Here is a 17,306-nt window from a genome sequence, read left to right on the forward strand (position 1 = left end):
TTAAATAAAAATATCTAAGACGCCAGTGAGTAAGAAAACAACACTGACGAGCTCATTTACATTGTATGAGGCAATCTCGGCATGAGCTAAATGATCCGGTCGCACAACGGCGTGTTCCACCATCAGCAGAATCCCAATCACTAATAAGCCGCCCCAATAAATCCATGAAAATTGCGGTACCAGTAAGCCAACGATCACCAAACAACTAAAGGCGATCACATGAAATAATTTGGCCACTAATAAACCACCAGCCACACCTAGTGCCGCCGGAATCGAGTGGATGCCGTGACTGCGGTCAAAGTCAACATCTTGTGCGCCGTAAATAATATCAAACCCGGCGACCCAAAACATATTGGCACCAGCTAGGAAAATGGCGGTCCAGCTAACGGTACCCGTCATAGCGATCCAAGCGCCCGCCGGAGCCATGGCACAAGTAAAGGCTAAAACTAAATGACAAAAAGCCGTAAAGCGTTTGGTATAGGAATAAATCACCATAAAGAATAAAGCCACCGGTGCCAACCACAAGGAAGTCCGGTTCATAAAGGCCGCTGCCACTAACATGATGGCAAAACAAATGATGGAAAACAGTAACGCCTCTCTTTTGGTCATTTTTCCTTGCGGAATTTGGCGCGTCCGCGTGCGGGGATTAGCCTCATCGATTTCCGCATCAATCACACGGTTGATGGCATTAGCCCCAGTGCGCGCGGCTAACAACGCAATTAGTAATAAAACTAGCTTAGACCACACTAGCCGCCCGTCAGCTGCCAAGAGCATCGAAACAAGCCCAAAGGCAAAGGAAAAAATTGTATGCTGGAACATGACCAAAACACCATAATCATGAATTTTATGCCCGATTTTAGAGATCAATGCCATACTCTGACCACCGTTCTGATACAAGCTTTTTGGTCCGTTCATCCATCGTCACATCATCTGGCCAAGGGCGCGTATGTCCTTCTTCCGGCCATTTGCGGGTAGCATCAATGCCAATCCGAGTGCCATAGAAGGGATTCGGTGAAGAGTGGTCCAACGCATCTAGCGGTCCATCATTCATGACTACATCCCGCTTGCCGTCAATATTATTGAAGACCTTCCAGGCGACCGTACTATAATCATGGGGATCAATATCCTCATCCACCACAATAATCATCTTCGTATACATCATCTGTCCCATGCCCCAACATGTATTCATGATTTTATGACCATGGTAGGGGAATTTTTTCTTAATTGAAACGATCACGCAGTTATGAAAGACCCCTTCAAAAGGCATCGCCAAATCCACAATCTCAGGCGCCATCATTTTCAGTAATGGGACAAAGACCCGCTCGGTTGCTAACGCCATGTAATCATCTTCCATCGGTGGTTGTCCCACGATTGTCGTCGGGTAGACCGCCTTTTTCTTATGAGTGATACAGGTCACGTGGAAAACCGGATAGTCGTCTTCCAATGAATAATAACCGGTGTGATCCCCAAAAGGTCCTTCTGTCCGTAACGGTTCCGTCACATCCACATAGCCTTCAATGACAAACTCGGAATTTGCCGGCACATAAATATCATTCGTGATACTTTTGACCATTTTAACCGGACGTTTCCGTAAGAAGCCCGCCAACATCATTTCATCAATCATTTTTGGTAGTGGTGCGGTAGCAGCATAAGTAATCGCAGGGTCGCCACCAAGAGCAACTGAAACTGGCATTTTGCCCCCTAGCTGCCGATATTTTTCATAGATTTCCCGACCGTCTTTATGCCAATGCCAATGCATGCCGGTGGTATTTTTGTCGTAGACTTGCATACGATACATACCAGTATTTTGCTGTCCCGTTTCTGGATCGCGGGTCATTACCAATGGTAACGTGATATATTTACCGCCATCTTTCGGCCAACAAGTCAAAATCGGTAAACGGTTCAAGTCTGGGTCATGGTTCACGACTTCTTGACAAGCAGCCTTCGTGACTTTGATGGGAAAAACCGCCGCCATCCGCGAAAGTTTCGGTACTTGTTTGATACTATTCAGCCAACCGCTGTAATTAGATAAGTTAATGAGTTCGCCGATTTGTTCGCCAATCTCATCCAGATCCTCCACCCCTAGGGCTAAGGCCATCCGTTTTTCCGAGCCCATTGCATTGATTAATACCGGAAAATCAGAGCCTTTGACATGCTCAAACAGCAACGCCGAACCATGGGCTTTTGATACTCGGTCCGTGATTTCAGTAATTTCTAAATAGGCATTTACCGGTGTTTGCACCCGTTGCAGTTCCTGTTGCTTTTCCAGGGTCGTTATAAATTCTTGTAGATCCTTATAAGCCATTGTTCCCCTCTTTTCACGAATTAGAATAAGTCCAATAAACAGTCTTATTTTATCATTATTCAGTAGAAAGTGAATCATTTTACAAATTTTCTCATTTACGAACCATGAAGCCTTCATAGTTACTTCATTTTCTAAAATCACTTTACTTGAAATCTGCAAAAAATGCTCCTAAAATAAAAATATCAAACTAGGAAAGAAGGCTTTGCCATGACCACCCCTAGCCATCATAGCGTAGAAAACGAAGAACTATTTGGCAGTATCATGAACCGTTTTTGGGAGGATCAGTATTTTAAAGTCGACATCAAAGAAACTCCGCAAGCTTATGAGCTTTTTGCTGATTTACCAGGCTTCACTAAAGAAGAAATCACGGTGGAATATGCCCATGACTTGTTGAGCATCAGTGCTGCTCATGAAGTCACCAGTGAAACGGAAGGTCGTTACCTGCGACGAGAGCGTTCAACCAGTTCCTTCCAAAGGCAGTTCACGATGCAGAACATTCAGGAAGACGCCATCACGGCTAAACTCGCAAACGGCGTTTTACAACTGAACCTGCCAAAAAATTCACATGATGAACCTGAAAGTCGCAAAATCCCCATTGAGTAGCTGTTCAGAAAAGACTTAGAAAAAGTATTCCAAAAGTATGCGTTCCAATAGCAAAAAAGCAGAAGCCTCTTAAGACTTCTGCTTTTTACTATTTACAATTAAAATCCGCTTAAGCGTCGATTTCTGGCGCTTTGCCTAAATGGGCTTGGATCATCCAGATGCGTTTTTCTGTTGCTGTTTTGAATTCAATGAAGATATCTTGTGTTGGATCATCGCCTTCTTCTCCAGATACTTCGATCCCTTTTTGATACAAGTCAGCTAAGTAGCGGTAGCCTTTGACTAAAGTTGCCAAGCGTTCTTCCATCGAACGGTCCCAACGACCGACTTCATCCGGAATCTTAGTTTGTTCAGCCATTTCTTTTAAAGTAGAGTATGGTGAACCGTCCAAAGTGATTAAACGTTCAGAGATTTCATCTAATTGGTCGTTGATATCATCCATAAAGTCATCCATCATGGGATGCAGTGTTAAAAAGCCTGGGCCGCGCATGTACCAATGGGTTTGGTGAATCACCATGGACATTTGGCTTAAGTCAGCCACAAGTTGGTTTAAGATTTCTTTGGTTTGTTTGAATTTCATCATATCTTCCTCCTTATATTTCTTACAATTAAAATCATAGCGAAGTTCTGAAAAAATGTACAACGTAAAGGGCTAATTGAGAATATCTTTCAGTGATTGTGAACGTTATTTTTGAATTTCCTTAGCAATTTCCTGCACCATCTCCGCCATCGCTGCACTTAAGGCACTCTGATCCTTCTCTCCTGAAATAAATGCTAGATAGAGATTTTCCACCGCCGGCTGCTGATCTTCCGGAATCTGCCATTTACCGTCTTTACTTGCTAAGGTCAAAGGCAATGCTTGCGCCTCCTCCTTAGCAGAAGCTGCCTGCAAATTTTTCTCCAACAACGTCACAGTTTCAGTTAATACCTTTTGATCGTCCTTGGCAAAGGCAGCGTCCTTCAACATCTTGTCTGTCAGCTCCTTGGCGGTTGTTCCCATAACACTGACAAAATCTAAGCCATTAACCTCGATTTCGACCTTACCAATTCCGTCCTCTTCAGAAAGTTTTTTAACGGTAAAGCTTGTCTTTTCCCGCACTTGTTTCATGAGGGTATCCGTCAGCGCTTGGGCCTGCTCTTGAGGAATGGTCCCTCCAGTTACGGCCAATCCTTGGGCAAAACTACGTTCAAATTCTGCACTATTTTGATCCAAAGATTTCGCTAAGGTAGCCCCATCGACAAAATTCTCTTCAAATTCTGCCGCTTGCTTTTGATAGACTAATCGGTCTGTCAATTGCTGGGCCGCCTCTTCCACTGGAATGGCCTTCGGGGTACAGCCAACTAAAAATAATAGACTGATTGCCAGTAATCCGATTTTTTTCATTTGTTTTCCTCCTGTTTTGCTAGCCGCAGCCGTTTCAATTGTGGATAAAAACGACTAAGTTCCCGTTGCGTTTCACTAAATAAGGCGCGTTCCTGCTGATAAAAGAAGCTAGCCTGTTGGCGCGGTGCCACTTGTTGTGTGATGGCCACCAGTTCTTGACTTTCTTCCAGCGAAGTAATTTTCCCTAAGCTCTGCCAACCCAATAACACTGCCCCAAAAGCTGAAGCTTCAATATTATCTGGGAAGGTCAAGCTACGTCCTAATACATCTGCCATAATCTGTTGAAAAACTGGTGAAGCCGCAAAGCCGCCGGTAGCACGCATTTCTTTAACTACGCCACCGATTTGTTCTACTTCCGTCAAAATCCGGGCTAAGTTAAGACAGATTCCCTCAATCACAGCCCGCATCATGTGGGCTTCCGTATGGTCCCGACGCAAGCCTAAAAAGGCCCCCGTCGCATCTGCGTCCCATAACGGCGCCCGTTCTCCTAATAAATAAGGATGGAACAATAACCCTTGCGCTCCCAGTGGTTGTCGCGCAACTTCTGCTAAGACGGCGTCATAAGGATTTTGGTTGGCTTGACGTGCTTGTGCTTGCATTTCCTGTAAAAACTGACTGCAAGCCCAATCAAAAATACCGGCACCATTGCTGGTGGCACCGCCAATGACCCAGTGCGTTTCGTCCAGCACCAAACAGAAGGTCTCTTCGCGAGGATGCAAAAACGGATGATCTACAATATAACGAATCGCCCCACTAGTTCCGACGGTTAATGTTGCGACGCCTTCTTGCATGGCCCCTAATCCTAAATTAGACAGCGGACCATCCGCACCACCTAAAATAAAAGGTGTCTCACGGTCTAGCTGCAGTGTTGTAGCAAGCTCCTCCGACAATCCCGTAAAGGCTTGTGTCGGCGGATAAACATGGGGCAGTTGGGTACTAGTGATGGCAATCTGCTCCAACGCTAAACGGTCCCAAGTGAAATTGCGAATGTTAAAAAAGCCGCTTCCCGAAGCATTACCATAGTCCGTGGCCAACTCGCCAAATAATTGTTGGAAGATATACGCTTTGATGTCCACAAAATAGGCAGCTTGGTGGAACAAGGTTGGCTGACTTTTATGCAGCCAGCGAATTTTGTGTAAAGGCGTCATGGGATGCATCGGTAACCCTGTTCGTTGATAGATTTGTGTGCCCAATGGCGTATTACGCCATTCTTCGGCCGCTTCCTCCGCCCGGTTATCGGCCCAAGTAATGACTCTTGTCAGTGGTTTTTTGGCCTCATCCAGCACAATCAAGCTGTGCATAGCGGTGGAAAAAGCGACACACTCAACCGGGCCTGCCACAGTAACGGCGACCTCTTGCAAAACCTTTAAAGCTGCTTGATAAATAGCGGTAATCTCCTGCTCGGCCATGCCATCAGCTGCTTGATATAAAGGATAACGTTGATAACTACTTGCTTTGATTGTGCCTTGGTCGTCAAAAGCGACGGCTTTTACTTGGGTCGTGCCGATATCGACACCAATCGATACTGTCATGTTTTTCCCACCTCTCCTTTCCATTATCGAAAATTCTTGCCAAAAAGTCTAGCTGGACCTCTCTTTGCGTATCTTTCTTTGAGGTGAGGAGATGTTGTACTTTATTTATGGCACGATTTTCGGTTCATTTTTAACTCTTTGCGCGGAACGGTTACCACTACGCAAAACCATTTTTTACGGACGTTCAGCTTGTCAGCACTGTGGTCAAGAACTACGCTGGGTTGATTTAATTCCGTTAGTTTCACAATGCTTAGGGCATAGTCGCTGCCGCTATTGTCAAGCACGCTATTCTTGGTCCTGCTTCGTCGGCGAAGCTCTTAGTGGTTTGATTTTTCTAGCGGGCGATCTAGCTTGGTTAACGATACCAGAATGTGTCTTGCTGCTACTGGCGCTCTTTTTTAGCCTGACGGATTATTATTATGGTGAGCTGGAGAATCGTGTTTTTTGGTTCAGCTGTCTAGGCTTCTGGCTGTGGCAACCAGCAATTCAGCTTTGGCAAGGGCTTTTGGTATTGGTGGGCTTATTGATTTTTGTAAAGCGCCACTGGCTGGGGCTGGGGGACGTGCTACTAGTAACATTTTGGGCTTTTTATTTACCACTCCTACTTTTTTTATGGCTTCTATTATTGGCCAGTTTTAGTGCGCTCCTTTGGCTTTTATGGCAGCAAAAAAAAGGACGCATTCCCTTCGTCCCTTTTCTCGCCAGCGGCTTAGCCGTGGTATTATTATTATTTTGAATGCGCGCTGCTAAATCAAGCCTGATTGTTGGAGCAATTCATAAATCATAGTACCTTTTGATTTTTGAATACCTCGTTTTTCTAATTGTTTTACCAAGAATGGTACTTTGACTTCGGTCAATTTTTTACCATCTAATAGTCGCGCAGTGGAACTCATGAGTGTGCGAATATCAAAGGCTGAGGCAAAGACTTCAGGAACACCACGGTCAACATCTAGCAAAGTATAAACAGCTTCCATCGCTGTCCGCACGGAGTATTCCGTCGTAAAGACCGTATCCCGCTCGGTTTCAGCAAAGTTACCAATAAAGGCCAAGTTTTGGGAACCTTTTGGCACTACTAATGGGCGATCACCATTGGCACGTGGCATAAAGTAGGACGTGATAAATGGCATATAACAAGGAATTGTGTGGGCAGAATGTTGCGCTAATTCAGCAATTTCACTTTCAGGGACACCAATTTGATACAACCATTCTTGTGCGATTTCTTCTCCCGTACATTCGGTAATACTCTTATGGATATAATCACCTGGTCGGTCAGATAATAGCCCGTAGATCCACACCACTAGTTGATCTTTAGGTTGGGCTTTAAAGTGAGGTTGCCGGTTCAAAGTATAACTCATCAACCAATTAGAATCTTTAACGGTCACGATACCGCCGGTGACTACTTTACCGGCATACGGATCGCGTTTACTGATACGTTCTATATAAGGCGCGATTTTATCATCCAAAGTCGTCAAAGTTGCCGAAACAAACCAGCTTTCTTCAGGCAGATTTTCGCAAAATTTTTCTGGACGTCCAAAGGCTGGGTCTTGGGCAGCTAAGTTCTTCCAAAGACGCCAGCTGCCGCCTAAGTCATGGGTCACAGGAGCTGGGGTATGGTCATCGCCATAAGTCGTACTTTCCGTGATACTACCATTGGTGACAAAAACCAAATCATCGGTCGTTAACTCGATATTTTTCGTAACGCCGCCTTCTGTTATGACTAATGTATGGGCAACTTTTTTACCAGCTGTTGTATCAACTAAGATATTTTTCACAACTGTATCATATTGGAAATGGACGTGATGGGCTTCTAGATAAGCAACTAACGGTAAGACCAGTGATTCATATTGATTATATTTAGTAAATTTTAGGGCTGACAAATCAGGCAGGCCACCGATATGATGGATAAAGCGCATGATATAGCGACGCATTTCCATCGCAGAATGCCACTTTTCGAAGGCAAACATACTGCACCAATACAGCCAAAAGTTGGATTCAAAAAATTCTTCTGAAAAGACATCCGTAATTTTTTTATCTTGAAGCTGATCTTCTGACATTAAGAATAATTTCACCATTTCTTCGGATGATTTATCTGATAAGGTGAATTTCCCATCCGTTGGAATCCGTTCGCCACGATTTTCAATGACTCGGCATTTTGAATAGTTGGGGTCTTCTTTATTCAGCCAATAAAATTCATCTAAAACCGATGCATCTTCTACTTCTAAAGAAGGCACGGAACGGAATAAGTCCCACAAACATTCAAAGTGATTTTCCATTTCGCGACCACCACGAATAATAAAGCCGCGAGTAGGATTCAAGATTCCGTCCAAACTACCACCTGGCAAAGGCAATTCTTCTAAAATATGGATATTTTCCCCTGGCATTTGCCCATCACGCACTAAAAAAGCGGCTGCAGCTAATGATGCCAGCCCGGAGCCTACTAGGTAAGCTGACTTGTGATCGACACCTGCCGGTTTTTTAGGGCGAGCAAATGCTTCATAATTTCCATTGCTATAATACATAGTGTATTCCTCCTTGCATATTGGAAACTTCTTTACAAAATCAGTATAGGACTGCTTTCAGTAAAGGGTCAAAAGATAACCGCAGGCGTTTAGACAGAAATTCATATCTGTCTAAAATAGACACAAAAAAACTCTGAAAGAATAGGCTTCTTTCAGAGTTTTTAATTTACTTTTTCCATAATGATTGTACCCCACGCTTCACAACATCAAAGAAGCTGAGTGATTGAACCATACGATCCGGATCGACGTACTCGCGAATTGCTCGCAGCACTTTTTTAGGCTCTTTTGAGGCAAAGGAGTAGGTCCCATTTCGTTTTGTTTGGATTGCATAGCGAGGAATCCACTTACCTTTAAACATGACGGACGCCACGACATAATCCACTTCTTCCCACGGAATCTGAATAAATTTATTCGCATCGCGGTCATTATAAAATTCAAAGGCATTATCCCCAACCATAATCTGACCATAATCGGACATTCCCATATAAGACGTGCCCTTAATTGTCAAATCGACTTTCGTATTCAGCGATTGAACCATGCTTCACGCTCCGTTCTTTTCCTTTAGCTTTGATTATACTATAAGAAAATGCTCGGGACCAAGCCCGAGCATTTCGTCTTACATGATGTGTAATAGGTGAAGTACGATCCCTACTACGAACAAGCCAATAATGATGATGATTGGAGAAACTTTTTTCTTCAATAACCACATACATGCTAACGTCAATAGTAATGCTGCTAAACCTGGGATCAATTGATCCAAGTTATCTTGCAAGGTCGTTACTTTCGTATCAGTCAATGAAAGGCCGTTGCCAGATTGAATCAAGGCTTCCTTGATTCCTTGGGCACCGCTTGGTAATTTATCCCAATCGATATAAGCGCCATCGGCTAATTTAACTTCAGAGACAGTTGGTGTGAACTTCACGTTTACCCAACGTTGTACCAAGGAACCTAGTACGAACATCCCTAAAATTGAAGCCCCTTTAGTGACATCTTGCAACAAACCGCCGGATAAGTCATCGGTAATTTTAGAACCAGCTTTATAGCCGAATTCTTGTGTGTACCACATGAAAGCCCAACGAATGATATTCCAAGCAACGAAGAAGATGATTGGACCTAAGATGTTACCAGATAAAGCCAGGGAAGCACCTAGGGCACCTAACATCGGACGAACCGTAAACCAGAATACTGGGTCACCGACACCGGCCAATGGTCCCATCATCCCTACTTTTACCCCTTGAATCGCAACATCATCGATTGGTGCGCCATTAGCACGTTCTTCTTCAAGAGCTAGGGTAACCCCGATGATTGGGGAAGCGATATATGGGTGAGTATTAAAGAATTCCAAGTGACGTTTCAACGCCGCAGAACGGTCTTCTTTTGTTTTGTATAATTTTTTGATCGCTGGGATCAGTGAGAACACCCAACCACCATTTTGCATACGTTCATAGTTCCAAGATCCTTGGATGAAGGTAGAGCGCCATGCAACGGCTAGTCGGTCTTTTTTCGTTAATTCGATTTTTTCTGCCATGTTTTTCTCCTCCTTCAATCCTAGTAGTCGTTCAAGATATCGCCTAGTGGGTCGCCAGTATTGCCGCCACCGCCGTTAGATGATCCACCCATTTTAGATAGGTTCAAGTAGATCAACGCGATAGCTACTGCCAAGGCACCGATAGCGATTAGCGTCAATTGAGAGATAGCGGCGATTACAAAACCAATCACGAAGAAAGGCCATACTTCTTTGGTCGCCATCATGTTGATAACCATTGCATAACCAACGGCCACTACCATACCACCACCGATTGCCATACCATCTGTTAACCAAGCTGGCATAGATTCCAAGAAATTTTGAACAACATCAGCAGGAATCATCAACAAAGCAGCTGCTGGGATTGCAATCCGAACCCCTTGCATACATACAGCAATGATGTGCCACATTTCGATTTTCTTGTAGTTACCTTCTTCAGCCGCCGCATCCATAAAGTGAACGATTGGCACAGCTAAAGTACGAACGATCATTGTTAAGAATAAACCTGCAACAGCTAATGGAATGGCTACGGCAATCGCAGTATCAACACCAGCTTTGCCTTGACCACCTAAAACTAAAATAATTGCGGATGCAATGGAAGCCAACGCTGCATCTGGCGCAACAGCGGCACCAATATTTGCCCAACCTAATGCGATCATTTGTAATGAACCGCCCAAGATAATACATGCTTCTAAGTTACCTGTTACTAAACCAATCAATGTACAAGCCACTAATGGTTGGTGGAATTGGAATTCATCCAAAATCCCTTCCATCCCAGCTAAAAAGGCTACTAGGATGACCAATAACATTTGAATAATATTCAAATCGCCCATAAGATTTCTTACCTCCTATTTTTACTTAGCATTCGCTAATTCTGTTTTTGCTTTCTTCAGAATTTCATCCATGTTGTCTTTTGAGTCATTTGGTACTTTCCGTACATCAAAAGTAATGCCGTCATCTTTTAATTTTTCAAAAGTGGCTACATCATCTTGACCCATTGACAATACTTTACTTACTACGACTTTCCCAACTGAGTGGGCCATAGAACCAACGTTAACTTCTTTAATATCAACGCCACCGTCTACTGCACGTAACACGTCTTGAGGATTTTCAAACAGCAGCAAGGCTTTTGTATCACCAAAGCGCGGATCTTTAGAAATCTCGATCATTTTTTCAACCGGGATAACGTTAGCTTTTACGCCTGGAGGAGCTGCTTGCTCAATCAATTTTTTACGTAAGTCGTCTTTAGCTACTGCATCGGATACAACGATGATTCGGCTAGGATTAACTGATTTTGTCCAAGCAGTGGCAACTTGTCCGTGTAATAGACGAGAGTCAACCCGTGCCAAGACGATCTTGATTTTGCCATCGCCTAAAACGGTACCTGGTGGTAAAGCGCCTTTAGGTTGATTGTCTTCTACTGTTGCGGCAGTAGCAGGTTCCAAATCTTCCGGTTTAATGCGGACGCCTTCTTTAGCTGTTTCTAAAATATGTGCGGCAATTTCTTGCGCTGAGTTCATGGAGAAGCGAGATGCATAAGCTTCGATGACCATTGGTAAATTCATACCAGCCACGATTGCCCATTTATCTTTGTGTTCTTCATACAGTGTATTGGCTTGGTTGAAAGGCGTACCGCCCCATAGGTCAACTAAGAACAATACTTCATCTTGATTGTCAAAAGACGCAATGGCCTCTTGCATTTTGGCTTTCACATCATCAGGCCCTTCACTCGGCATCAACGTCACTGCTTTGACGTTTTCTTGTTCGCCGAAGATCATGGCGCCAGATTGCAGAATTCCGTTTGCGAATTCGCCGTGACTAGCCAGGATAATTCCTACCATGTGATTCCCTCCCATAAATTTGATTGACCATTAGACAAATAAAATAAGTGCAACAACAGGTGAGAAGGCTATGCCAACATCTTTTCCTTCTTCAACAATTCCATCAAATCAACTTTTTTGTCCGCTGGTACTTTCCGAATCTCTAAATCGAGACCATGATCATGCAGATACTGAAAGTCTGTTACATCCTGCTGATCCACTGAAACGAAGTTGGTGATCATTTTTTTGCCGCTAGTGAACTTCATCCCGCCAATATTGATGGTCTTTAATGAAAGACCCTGCCGAACCACTCGCCAAACATCATGAGGGTTCGTAAACAACAACATCGTTTTAACACCGGCAAAACGAGGATCACGATTTACATCCAATAGCTTGTCTACCGGAATCACGTGGGCTTTAATATTAGGTGGTGCAGCTTGTTGCAAAAGCGTTTTCCGCAAATTGTCTCTCGCAACCTCATCACTTACTACTAATATTCGCTCTACTTTCGTTTCCTTCGTCCAAACTACCGCCACTTGACCATGGATCAATCGATCATCGATCCGGACAAGCTGAATATCTAACATAACCTCGCCTCCTCTTCACAGAACATGACGAAACACACTATGAGCACTGCTCACTAGTATATAAAGCAAGTGGCGTGCCAACTTTCAAAACGTAAGAAAAGCTTATAAAACAGCTGTTTTTACCGATACACAACAAAAACGATACACTTAAAGTGTATCGTTTTTGTGTATTTATTTTATTACTGTATCGCTACTGCATCCACTAGTTGGGCTATATAATAACGCTCCGCTGCAGGAATCGCCAAGCGGAATTGTTCTTCCAAACTAACGACGCCTTTCACTAATTCTTTATAATTAGGTTCATAAATCGTCTGTAGAACCGCCTCATCAGTCACTGACAGCGGATCTTGCCTTAGAGCCCGCTCCAAAACGCCAGCCATGTGCATTACAAAATTGATGCGGAAACTAAAGCCCTGACTATTTCCTAAGTAATGCTCATCGGTGGCGGTAGCGTATTGCCACAAGGCATCAATCACTTTCAACGGATTGATAAAGGTAAAGTTATCATTCATATATTCCACACAAATCCGCCGGGCTGTCTCTTCATCGACTTCCATGCGTTGCGCCGTAAGCCACTGGCTTTCTTGGCGGATTTGTTCCAAAATATCTTGCGCCTGTCCATTGAAAAAGTCCTCCAAGGGAATAAACGGCACTTCAATCTCAGGATCTTTAATACCAGTAACTGCCGTTAAGTCATAGCGTTGTTGGATTTTGGCCAGTTCGCGATGCATATCAACTACCGAGATACTAAAAACTTTGATTTGACCATCATCTAACTGTGTTTCAATAATTTCTTTGATTCGCCGAGCCGTCCCTTCACCAGAAGCACAAACGGCGGCAATCGCCTTATGTTTTTGCGATGTTTCCAATTGCGGCGGGGTAAAGGTAGTATCGACATAGCCGTGAAAATGACGCAGCGATTGGTATAATTCTTCAATATCTGTACCAATCACGGAGGTTTTTCTAACAGTTTCCAAAACAACGGCTGTCGTCACCATGTCAATAGTGCGAACGGGTTGACCAACTCGTTGCTGGATTTCTTCTGTAAAGGAAGACAATGAGCCCATATCCACCAGAAGCATTGCCCCACTGCCTTCACTAACTTCTAAGATGGCTGCGACAATTTTGTCCAAGGCCGTCCGCGGGTGCATCTCCAGGGGCATGTCAACAGCCTTGACGTGGTCAGCACCTAATAATTGCTTCACCACCTGCACCATGCTAGAGGCCGTGCTGTTACCGTGGGCGGCCACTACTACTCCGATCCGCCCGGTGCCTTGTTTGCGTAAAGAAACCAGCAGGACTGTCAGATAATACTCTTCACTTTGCGGAATCGGCGTTGCTAAACTAGTCTCGATTTTTTGTCGTACAATGCGCGCTACGGCAAATTCTTGCGGAAAGTCGTCGGCCATCTGTTTGATATTGTCATTGATATGACGTTGATCGCCACTATGTAGCCGTTTCAAGAAAGAACTGATATGGAGACTCATGGCGTAAAGGAAATTATGGTGAAATTCACCATCTAAATGTTCCGTTACGATGTCATAAATCTCATTAGTCAAATCAATGATGCGTTGATCCACAAATTCTGACAGCTTCTTCTCAGTATCAAAGGTAAAACCATGATTTTTATAAAATGATTCCAAATGGATATTAATATCGGTGGTAATAAAATTATTGATCGCTTCTTGGTCCAAGCCATCCGCTTTTAAAATAGCGGCTTTGTCGCCAATAATATCATATAGGTTATAAGGCAGCTCATAAGAATCCGAATTCAGCCGCATTAAGCCATCATTAGGATAGACTACCATTTTAGGTTCCAAAAATTGCGATAAATCCGATAATGTACCGCGGTTAGCCGCCAATTGAATCAGCCCGCCACGCAGGTTTTCCGATAAATCTTCAATCACAATGGTCACTTCTTCTTGGGTCATATGATTCAAGAAGCCGCGGGCACAGACAAGCTGAATATTGGATTTTAGCTGACCAATATTGCCATAGCTGACACTCCCAATCAAAGCCTTCACAACATCTTCCGTCATAGAAATACGCCGTTGAATACGGTTAGCCTCTAAAGCCACCATAATTTTGACTAAATCCACCTGTTCTCGCGCCGGGCGCTGGGTAAAGGCTGGCATTTGAATGTTGATGGGAATGCGGCGAACAAAAGTTGCTAGCAGGGCTGAAGAAGGATCTTCCGTAGTAGCCCCCACGATGCGAACATCGGCTCGTTGGATATCCATCGTTTCCCCCAAACGGTGATAAGTGCCATGGTCCATAAAATAAAAAATCATTTCTTGACCCTCAGGGGGTAGACGGTGAATCTCGTCTAAGAAGAGCATGCCGCCATTCGCTTTTTGGATGATCCCATCCTTATCAGTGGTGGCTCCAGTAAAGGCACCTTGAACATAACCAAACAGATGACTCATTAAAAGCTCAGGATTATGGGCATAGTCGGCACAGTTAAAGACCACCAATTCTTTATCCTCGGCAATAATGCCGTTAACTTGCGCAAATTGAAACATCGCATGCGCAAAGTAGCTTTTCCCTGAACCAGTGGGACCGGTTATTAGACAGTTCAGTCCTTTAGGCGGATAGAGAATTGCCGCTTTCGCCTGCTCCACGGCATTTTTCATGCTGCCGGAAGCCCCAATAATACGTTGGAAAATATCGGTTTCTTTCATTAAAGTAGCCGGCTTAACTACCGGCTTTTCCATATAACTTTTGACGTGTTTTTTCAAAGGCTGGTGCCAGTGGATTCTGGCATCGATATAGCGGACAGGTCGTCCCTCGATTTTTTTCGTCCGTCCCAAACGCACCAACTGATTCAAATCTTTACTAACATTACTACGTTGTAGCTCTAAAGCCTCAGCGATTTCTTTGGTCGTGACGCCCTTGCCTAAGTGGATATCGTCTTCGGTAAGATGCGCAGTTTGTTCTTGAACATAGGTAAAAATCCGTTCCATCCGTTTAGACAAGTGAACCACCCTTTCTCTCTAGTGTATTGATTTTAACAGAAAACAATACACTAAGCTACTTTTTCGCCTTTTTTTATGGAGGGATATTTAGAAGTGCTGACAAAAAAACAGGTGCCCTTGCTTTAAGCAGGGGGGCGCCTGTTACTAATTACTTGGTTTCTTCAATTAATTGTCCGTCTTCCATCCGATAGACTCGGTCACTCCATTGGATCATACGCGGATCGTGGGTTACCATGACGGTGGCTTTTTGTTTCTCATGAGCTTCCTTAACTAGTAACTTCACCACATCATAGGCATGGTCCGTATCTAAGCTAGCTGTTGGTTCGTCAGCCAGAATCAAGCTAGGATCATTGAAGAGTGCCCGTCCGATAGCGACCCGTTGCCGCTCACCACCCGAAAGATCACGAGGATATTTTTCCTTCAATGCTAAAATGTCTAAAGATTGTAGCAATCCGTCAACTTCCTCACTCCGTTTTTCTTTGGCTACCTTATCTACCAAGGTAAACTGCTCCTTGACCTTTAGAAATGGAATCAAGTTAGAGCTTTGTAAAATAAAGCCGATTTCTTTAAAGCGCAGTTTTGCTCGTTGCTTTTCAGATAAATGGGTAAAGTTAATATCATTGATAATAATCTCCCCGGAACTAGGGTTTTGCAATCCTCCCGAAATTGTCAAAAAGGTGCTTTTCCCTGAACCAGAAGGTCCAATAATACTGACAAACTCACCTTGCTTCACCGTAAAATCAATCCCTTTTAGGGCGGTGACTTCAGTATGCGCATGTCCAAATTTTTTAACGATATCTTTCATGACTAATACATCTTTCATTGCTATATCCCTCCAATCGCAGTAATTGGATCAACTTTTGTAACCGTCCGAATTGAGAATAAGCCGCCTAAGATTGCCACGATAATCAAAATACCACTATACAGGAGCCAGCGTTCCAACATAACGGCAAATGGCATCGCCTCTGGCAAGACAAAGCTGGTGCCATAGGCTAAAACAAAGGCGCTGATAACACCAATAACGCCTACGATAAAGGCTTGGGCCACGATTGAACGGACCAAAAAGCTGTTACCGATCCCTTGAGCTTTCATAACCCCAAAAATCGCCGTTTTTTGTAACGTAATCACATACATAAAGATCCCAATGATTGCGGCAACAATCACAAATAGGAAGTAGATCATAGCATCTAACGTCAGATTTTGCGCAGAGAAGCCCGGTAAATTTTCAATGAAATCGGCAATTGTTAGTTTTTGCAATTTCGTACCCTCACCATTATCGACTTGAGCCTGTCCTTTGGTCACGATGGCATTCACTGGTTTTTCTTCATCACTAACAAATGGTTGGGTGCCGAATTTTAACTCCGTCCACGTATCGAGTGAAGTGTAAACCACCGGCGTTACGGCATAAAATGTTTCCGGGAAAATTCCCACGATAGTCAACTCGTTCTTAGCGTTCCCTATTTTGACTTTATCGCCTACCTTGTATCCCTTATTTGCCAAGTTTTGGGAAACAATAATTTCATCAGCTTTAGTAAAGGACGTACCTTCTGTTACTTTTGGTAGCAAGAAGGCATCTTGGTTCGTCCCGAAAACCGTAATGTTGATTTTTTCATCACCTTCACTGATAGCGCCACTGTATAAACCAATTGGCGCTTTTTCACCAGTTACTCGCTCTACATCTTGGCGCTTTAACGAAGATGCCGCAAAGGTTTTATTGGCATCTTCTGAGAGGACGATGTGTTGCGCATCCCAGTCATCAATACCTTTTTTAAATTCTTCCGAAAGTCCGCTGGCTAATCCCGATAGCATAAACACCACATAAGCTACCAAAAACATGATGCCGATAATCAAGCCATAACGGAGTTTGGAGTATCGCATTTCTTTTAAAGCTAAAAACATATCTTCGCCCCTTTTCTTTAGTACGAAGCTGAGTATACTCTTTTGGTGACACAGTGTCACTAAATTTGCTTGAAAATGTGAAAGTTCTTTTTTACAGTTCGCATCGCTGCGTAATTCGCTACAAAAAAACTGTCTGGCCAATGACCAAACAGTTTCATTT

The 17,306-nt window shown here is 43.7% G+C and carries 16 protein-coding genes; 2 read left to right on the top strand and 14 right to left on the bottom strand.

The genetic code is table 11. The features are described 5' to 3' along the window. Both ECA01S_RS07695 and ECA01S_RS07700 read right to left on the bottom strand, forming a co-directional pair. The gene (locus ECA01S_RS07695; protein WP_245631207.1) at positions 1–915 is read right to left on the bottom strand and encodes a UbiA-like polyprenyltransferase; all 915 of its coding nucleotides are present in this window, start codon (positions 913–915) and stop codon (positions 1–3) included. After that, positions 857–2,305, bottom strand: a complete 1,449-nt coding sequence (locus ECA01S_RS07700) for a menaquinone biosynthesis decarboxylase (RefSeq protein ID WP_067393544.1) — start codon at positions 2,303–2,305, stop codon at positions 857–859. Before ECA01S_RS07700 ends, ECA01S_RS07695 begins: the two co-directional genes overlap by 59 nt. Before the next feature lie 207 nt (positions 2,306–2,512). On the opposite strand from ECA01S_RS07700, the gene ECA01S_RS07705 reads away from it, so the two are divergent. Continuing rightward, positions 2,513–2,908, top strand: a complete 396-nt coding sequence (locus tag ECA01S_RS07705) for an Hsp20/alpha crystallin family protein (RefSeq protein WP_067393547.1) — start codon at positions 2,513–2,515, stop codon at positions 2,906–2,908. Between the two features lie 109 nt (positions 2,909–3,017). On the opposite strand, the gene ECA01S_RS07710 is transcribed toward ECA01S_RS07705, so the two are convergent. The 3 genes from ECA01S_RS07710 to ECA01S_RS07720 form a co-directional block, all read right to left on the bottom strand. Beyond that, the gene (locus ECA01S_RS07710) at positions 3,018–3,485 is read right to left on the bottom strand and encodes a Dps family protein (protein ID WP_067393550.1); all 468 of its coding nucleotides are present in this window, start codon (positions 3,483–3,485) and stop codon (positions 3,018–3,020) included. A gap of 105 nt (positions 3,486–3,590) precedes the next feature. Continuing rightward, the gene (locus tag ECA01S_RS07715) at positions 3,591–4,289 is read right to left on the bottom strand and encodes a DUF5105 domain-containing protein (protein ID WP_067393552.1); all 699 of its coding nucleotides are present in this window, start codon (positions 4,287–4,289) and stop codon (positions 3,591–3,593) included. After that, positions 4,286–5,821: a gluconokinase gene (locus ECA01S_RS07720; protein ID WP_067393554.1), complete on the bottom strand. Its 1,536-nt coding sequence runs from the start codon at positions 5,819–5,821 to the stop codon at positions 4,286–4,288. Before ECA01S_RS07720 ends, ECA01S_RS07715 begins: the two co-directional genes overlap by 4 nt. 91 nt (positions 5,822–5,912) lie before the next feature. Here ECA01S_RS07720 and ECA01S_RS07725 point away from each other — a divergent pair, with 91 nt between their 5' ends. Continuing rightward, positions 5,913–6,557, top strand: a complete 645-nt coding sequence (locus ECA01S_RS07725; RefSeq protein ID WP_067393557.1) for an A24 family peptidase — start codon at positions 5,913–5,915, stop codon at positions 6,555–6,557. Between the two features lie 10 nt (positions 6,558–6,567). Here ECA01S_RS07725 and ECA01S_RS07730 read toward each other — a convergent pair whose 3' ends face one another. The 9 genes from ECA01S_RS07730 to ECA01S_RS07770 all read right to left on the bottom strand — a co-directional run bounded on the left by ECA01S_RS07730 (position 6,568) and on the right by ECA01S_RS07770 (position 17,146). Then, on the bottom strand, positions 6,568–8,340 hold the full coding sequence (locus ECA01S_RS07730) for an oleate hydratase (RefSeq protein WP_067393559.1): 1,773 nt from the start codon (positions 8,338–8,340) through the stop codon (positions 6,568–6,570). A gap of 166 nt (positions 8,341–8,506) precedes the next feature. Beyond that, entirely contained in the window at positions 8,507–8,878 is a 372-nt protein-coding gene (locus ECA01S_RS07735) for a DUF956 family protein (RefSeq protein WP_067393562.1), read from the bottom strand. Between the two features lie 78 nt (positions 8,879–8,956). Continuing rightward, on the bottom strand, positions 8,957–9,868 hold the full coding sequence (locus tag ECA01S_RS07740) for a PTS system mannose/fructose/sorbose family transporter subunit IID (RefSeq protein WP_067393565.1): 912 nt from the start codon (positions 9,866–9,868) through the stop codon (positions 8,957–8,959). A 20-nt stretch (positions 9,869–9,888) separates the two neighbouring features. Then, positions 9,889–10,689 carry a PTS mannose/fructose/sorbose transporter subunit IIC gene (locus ECA01S_RS07745; protein WP_067393785.1) on the bottom strand — a complete coding sequence of 267 codons (801 nt, stop codon included), beginning with the start codon at positions 10,687–10,689 and terminating at the stop codon, positions 9,889–9,891. Between the two features lie 30 nt (positions 10,690–10,719). After that, positions 10,720–11,706: a mannose/fructose/sorbose PTS transporter subunit IIA gene (locus ECA01S_RS07750; RefSeq protein ID WP_067393568.1), complete on the bottom strand. Its 987-nt coding sequence runs from the start codon at positions 11,704–11,706 to the stop codon at positions 10,720–10,722. Positions 11,707–11,774: 68 nt separating this feature from the next. Then, positions 11,775–12,272, bottom strand: coding sequence for a mannose/fructose/sorbose PTS transporter subunit IIB (locus tag ECA01S_RS07755; protein ID WP_067393569.1), 498 nt, complete (start codon positions 12,270–12,272; stop codon positions 11,775–11,777). Between the two features lie 179 nt (positions 12,273–12,451). After that, on the bottom strand, positions 12,452–15,247 hold the full coding sequence (locus tag ECA01S_RS07760; RefSeq protein ID WP_067393572.1) for a sigma-54-dependent transcriptional regulator: 2,796 nt from the start codon (positions 15,245–15,247) through the stop codon (positions 12,452–12,454). Positions 15,248–15,395: 148 nt separating this feature from the next. Further along, entirely contained in the window at positions 15,396–16,070 is a 675-nt protein-coding gene (locus ECA01S_RS07765; protein WP_067393575.1) for an ABC transporter ATP-binding protein, read from the bottom strand. A gap of 2 nt (positions 16,071–16,072) precedes the next feature. Then, positions 16,073–17,146, bottom strand: coding sequence for an ABC transporter permease (locus ECA01S_RS07770; RefSeq protein WP_067393578.1), 1,074 nt, complete (start codon positions 17,144–17,146; stop codon positions 16,073–16,075). Positions 17,147–17,306: the final 160 nt, after the last annotated feature.

Origin of the sequence: Enterococcus canis NBRC 100695 (assembly GCF_001544375.1) — a bacterium.
GTDB classification, from domain to species: domain Bacteria; phylum Bacillota; class Bacilli; order Lactobacillales; family Enterococcaceae; genus Enterococcus_H; species Enterococcus_H canis.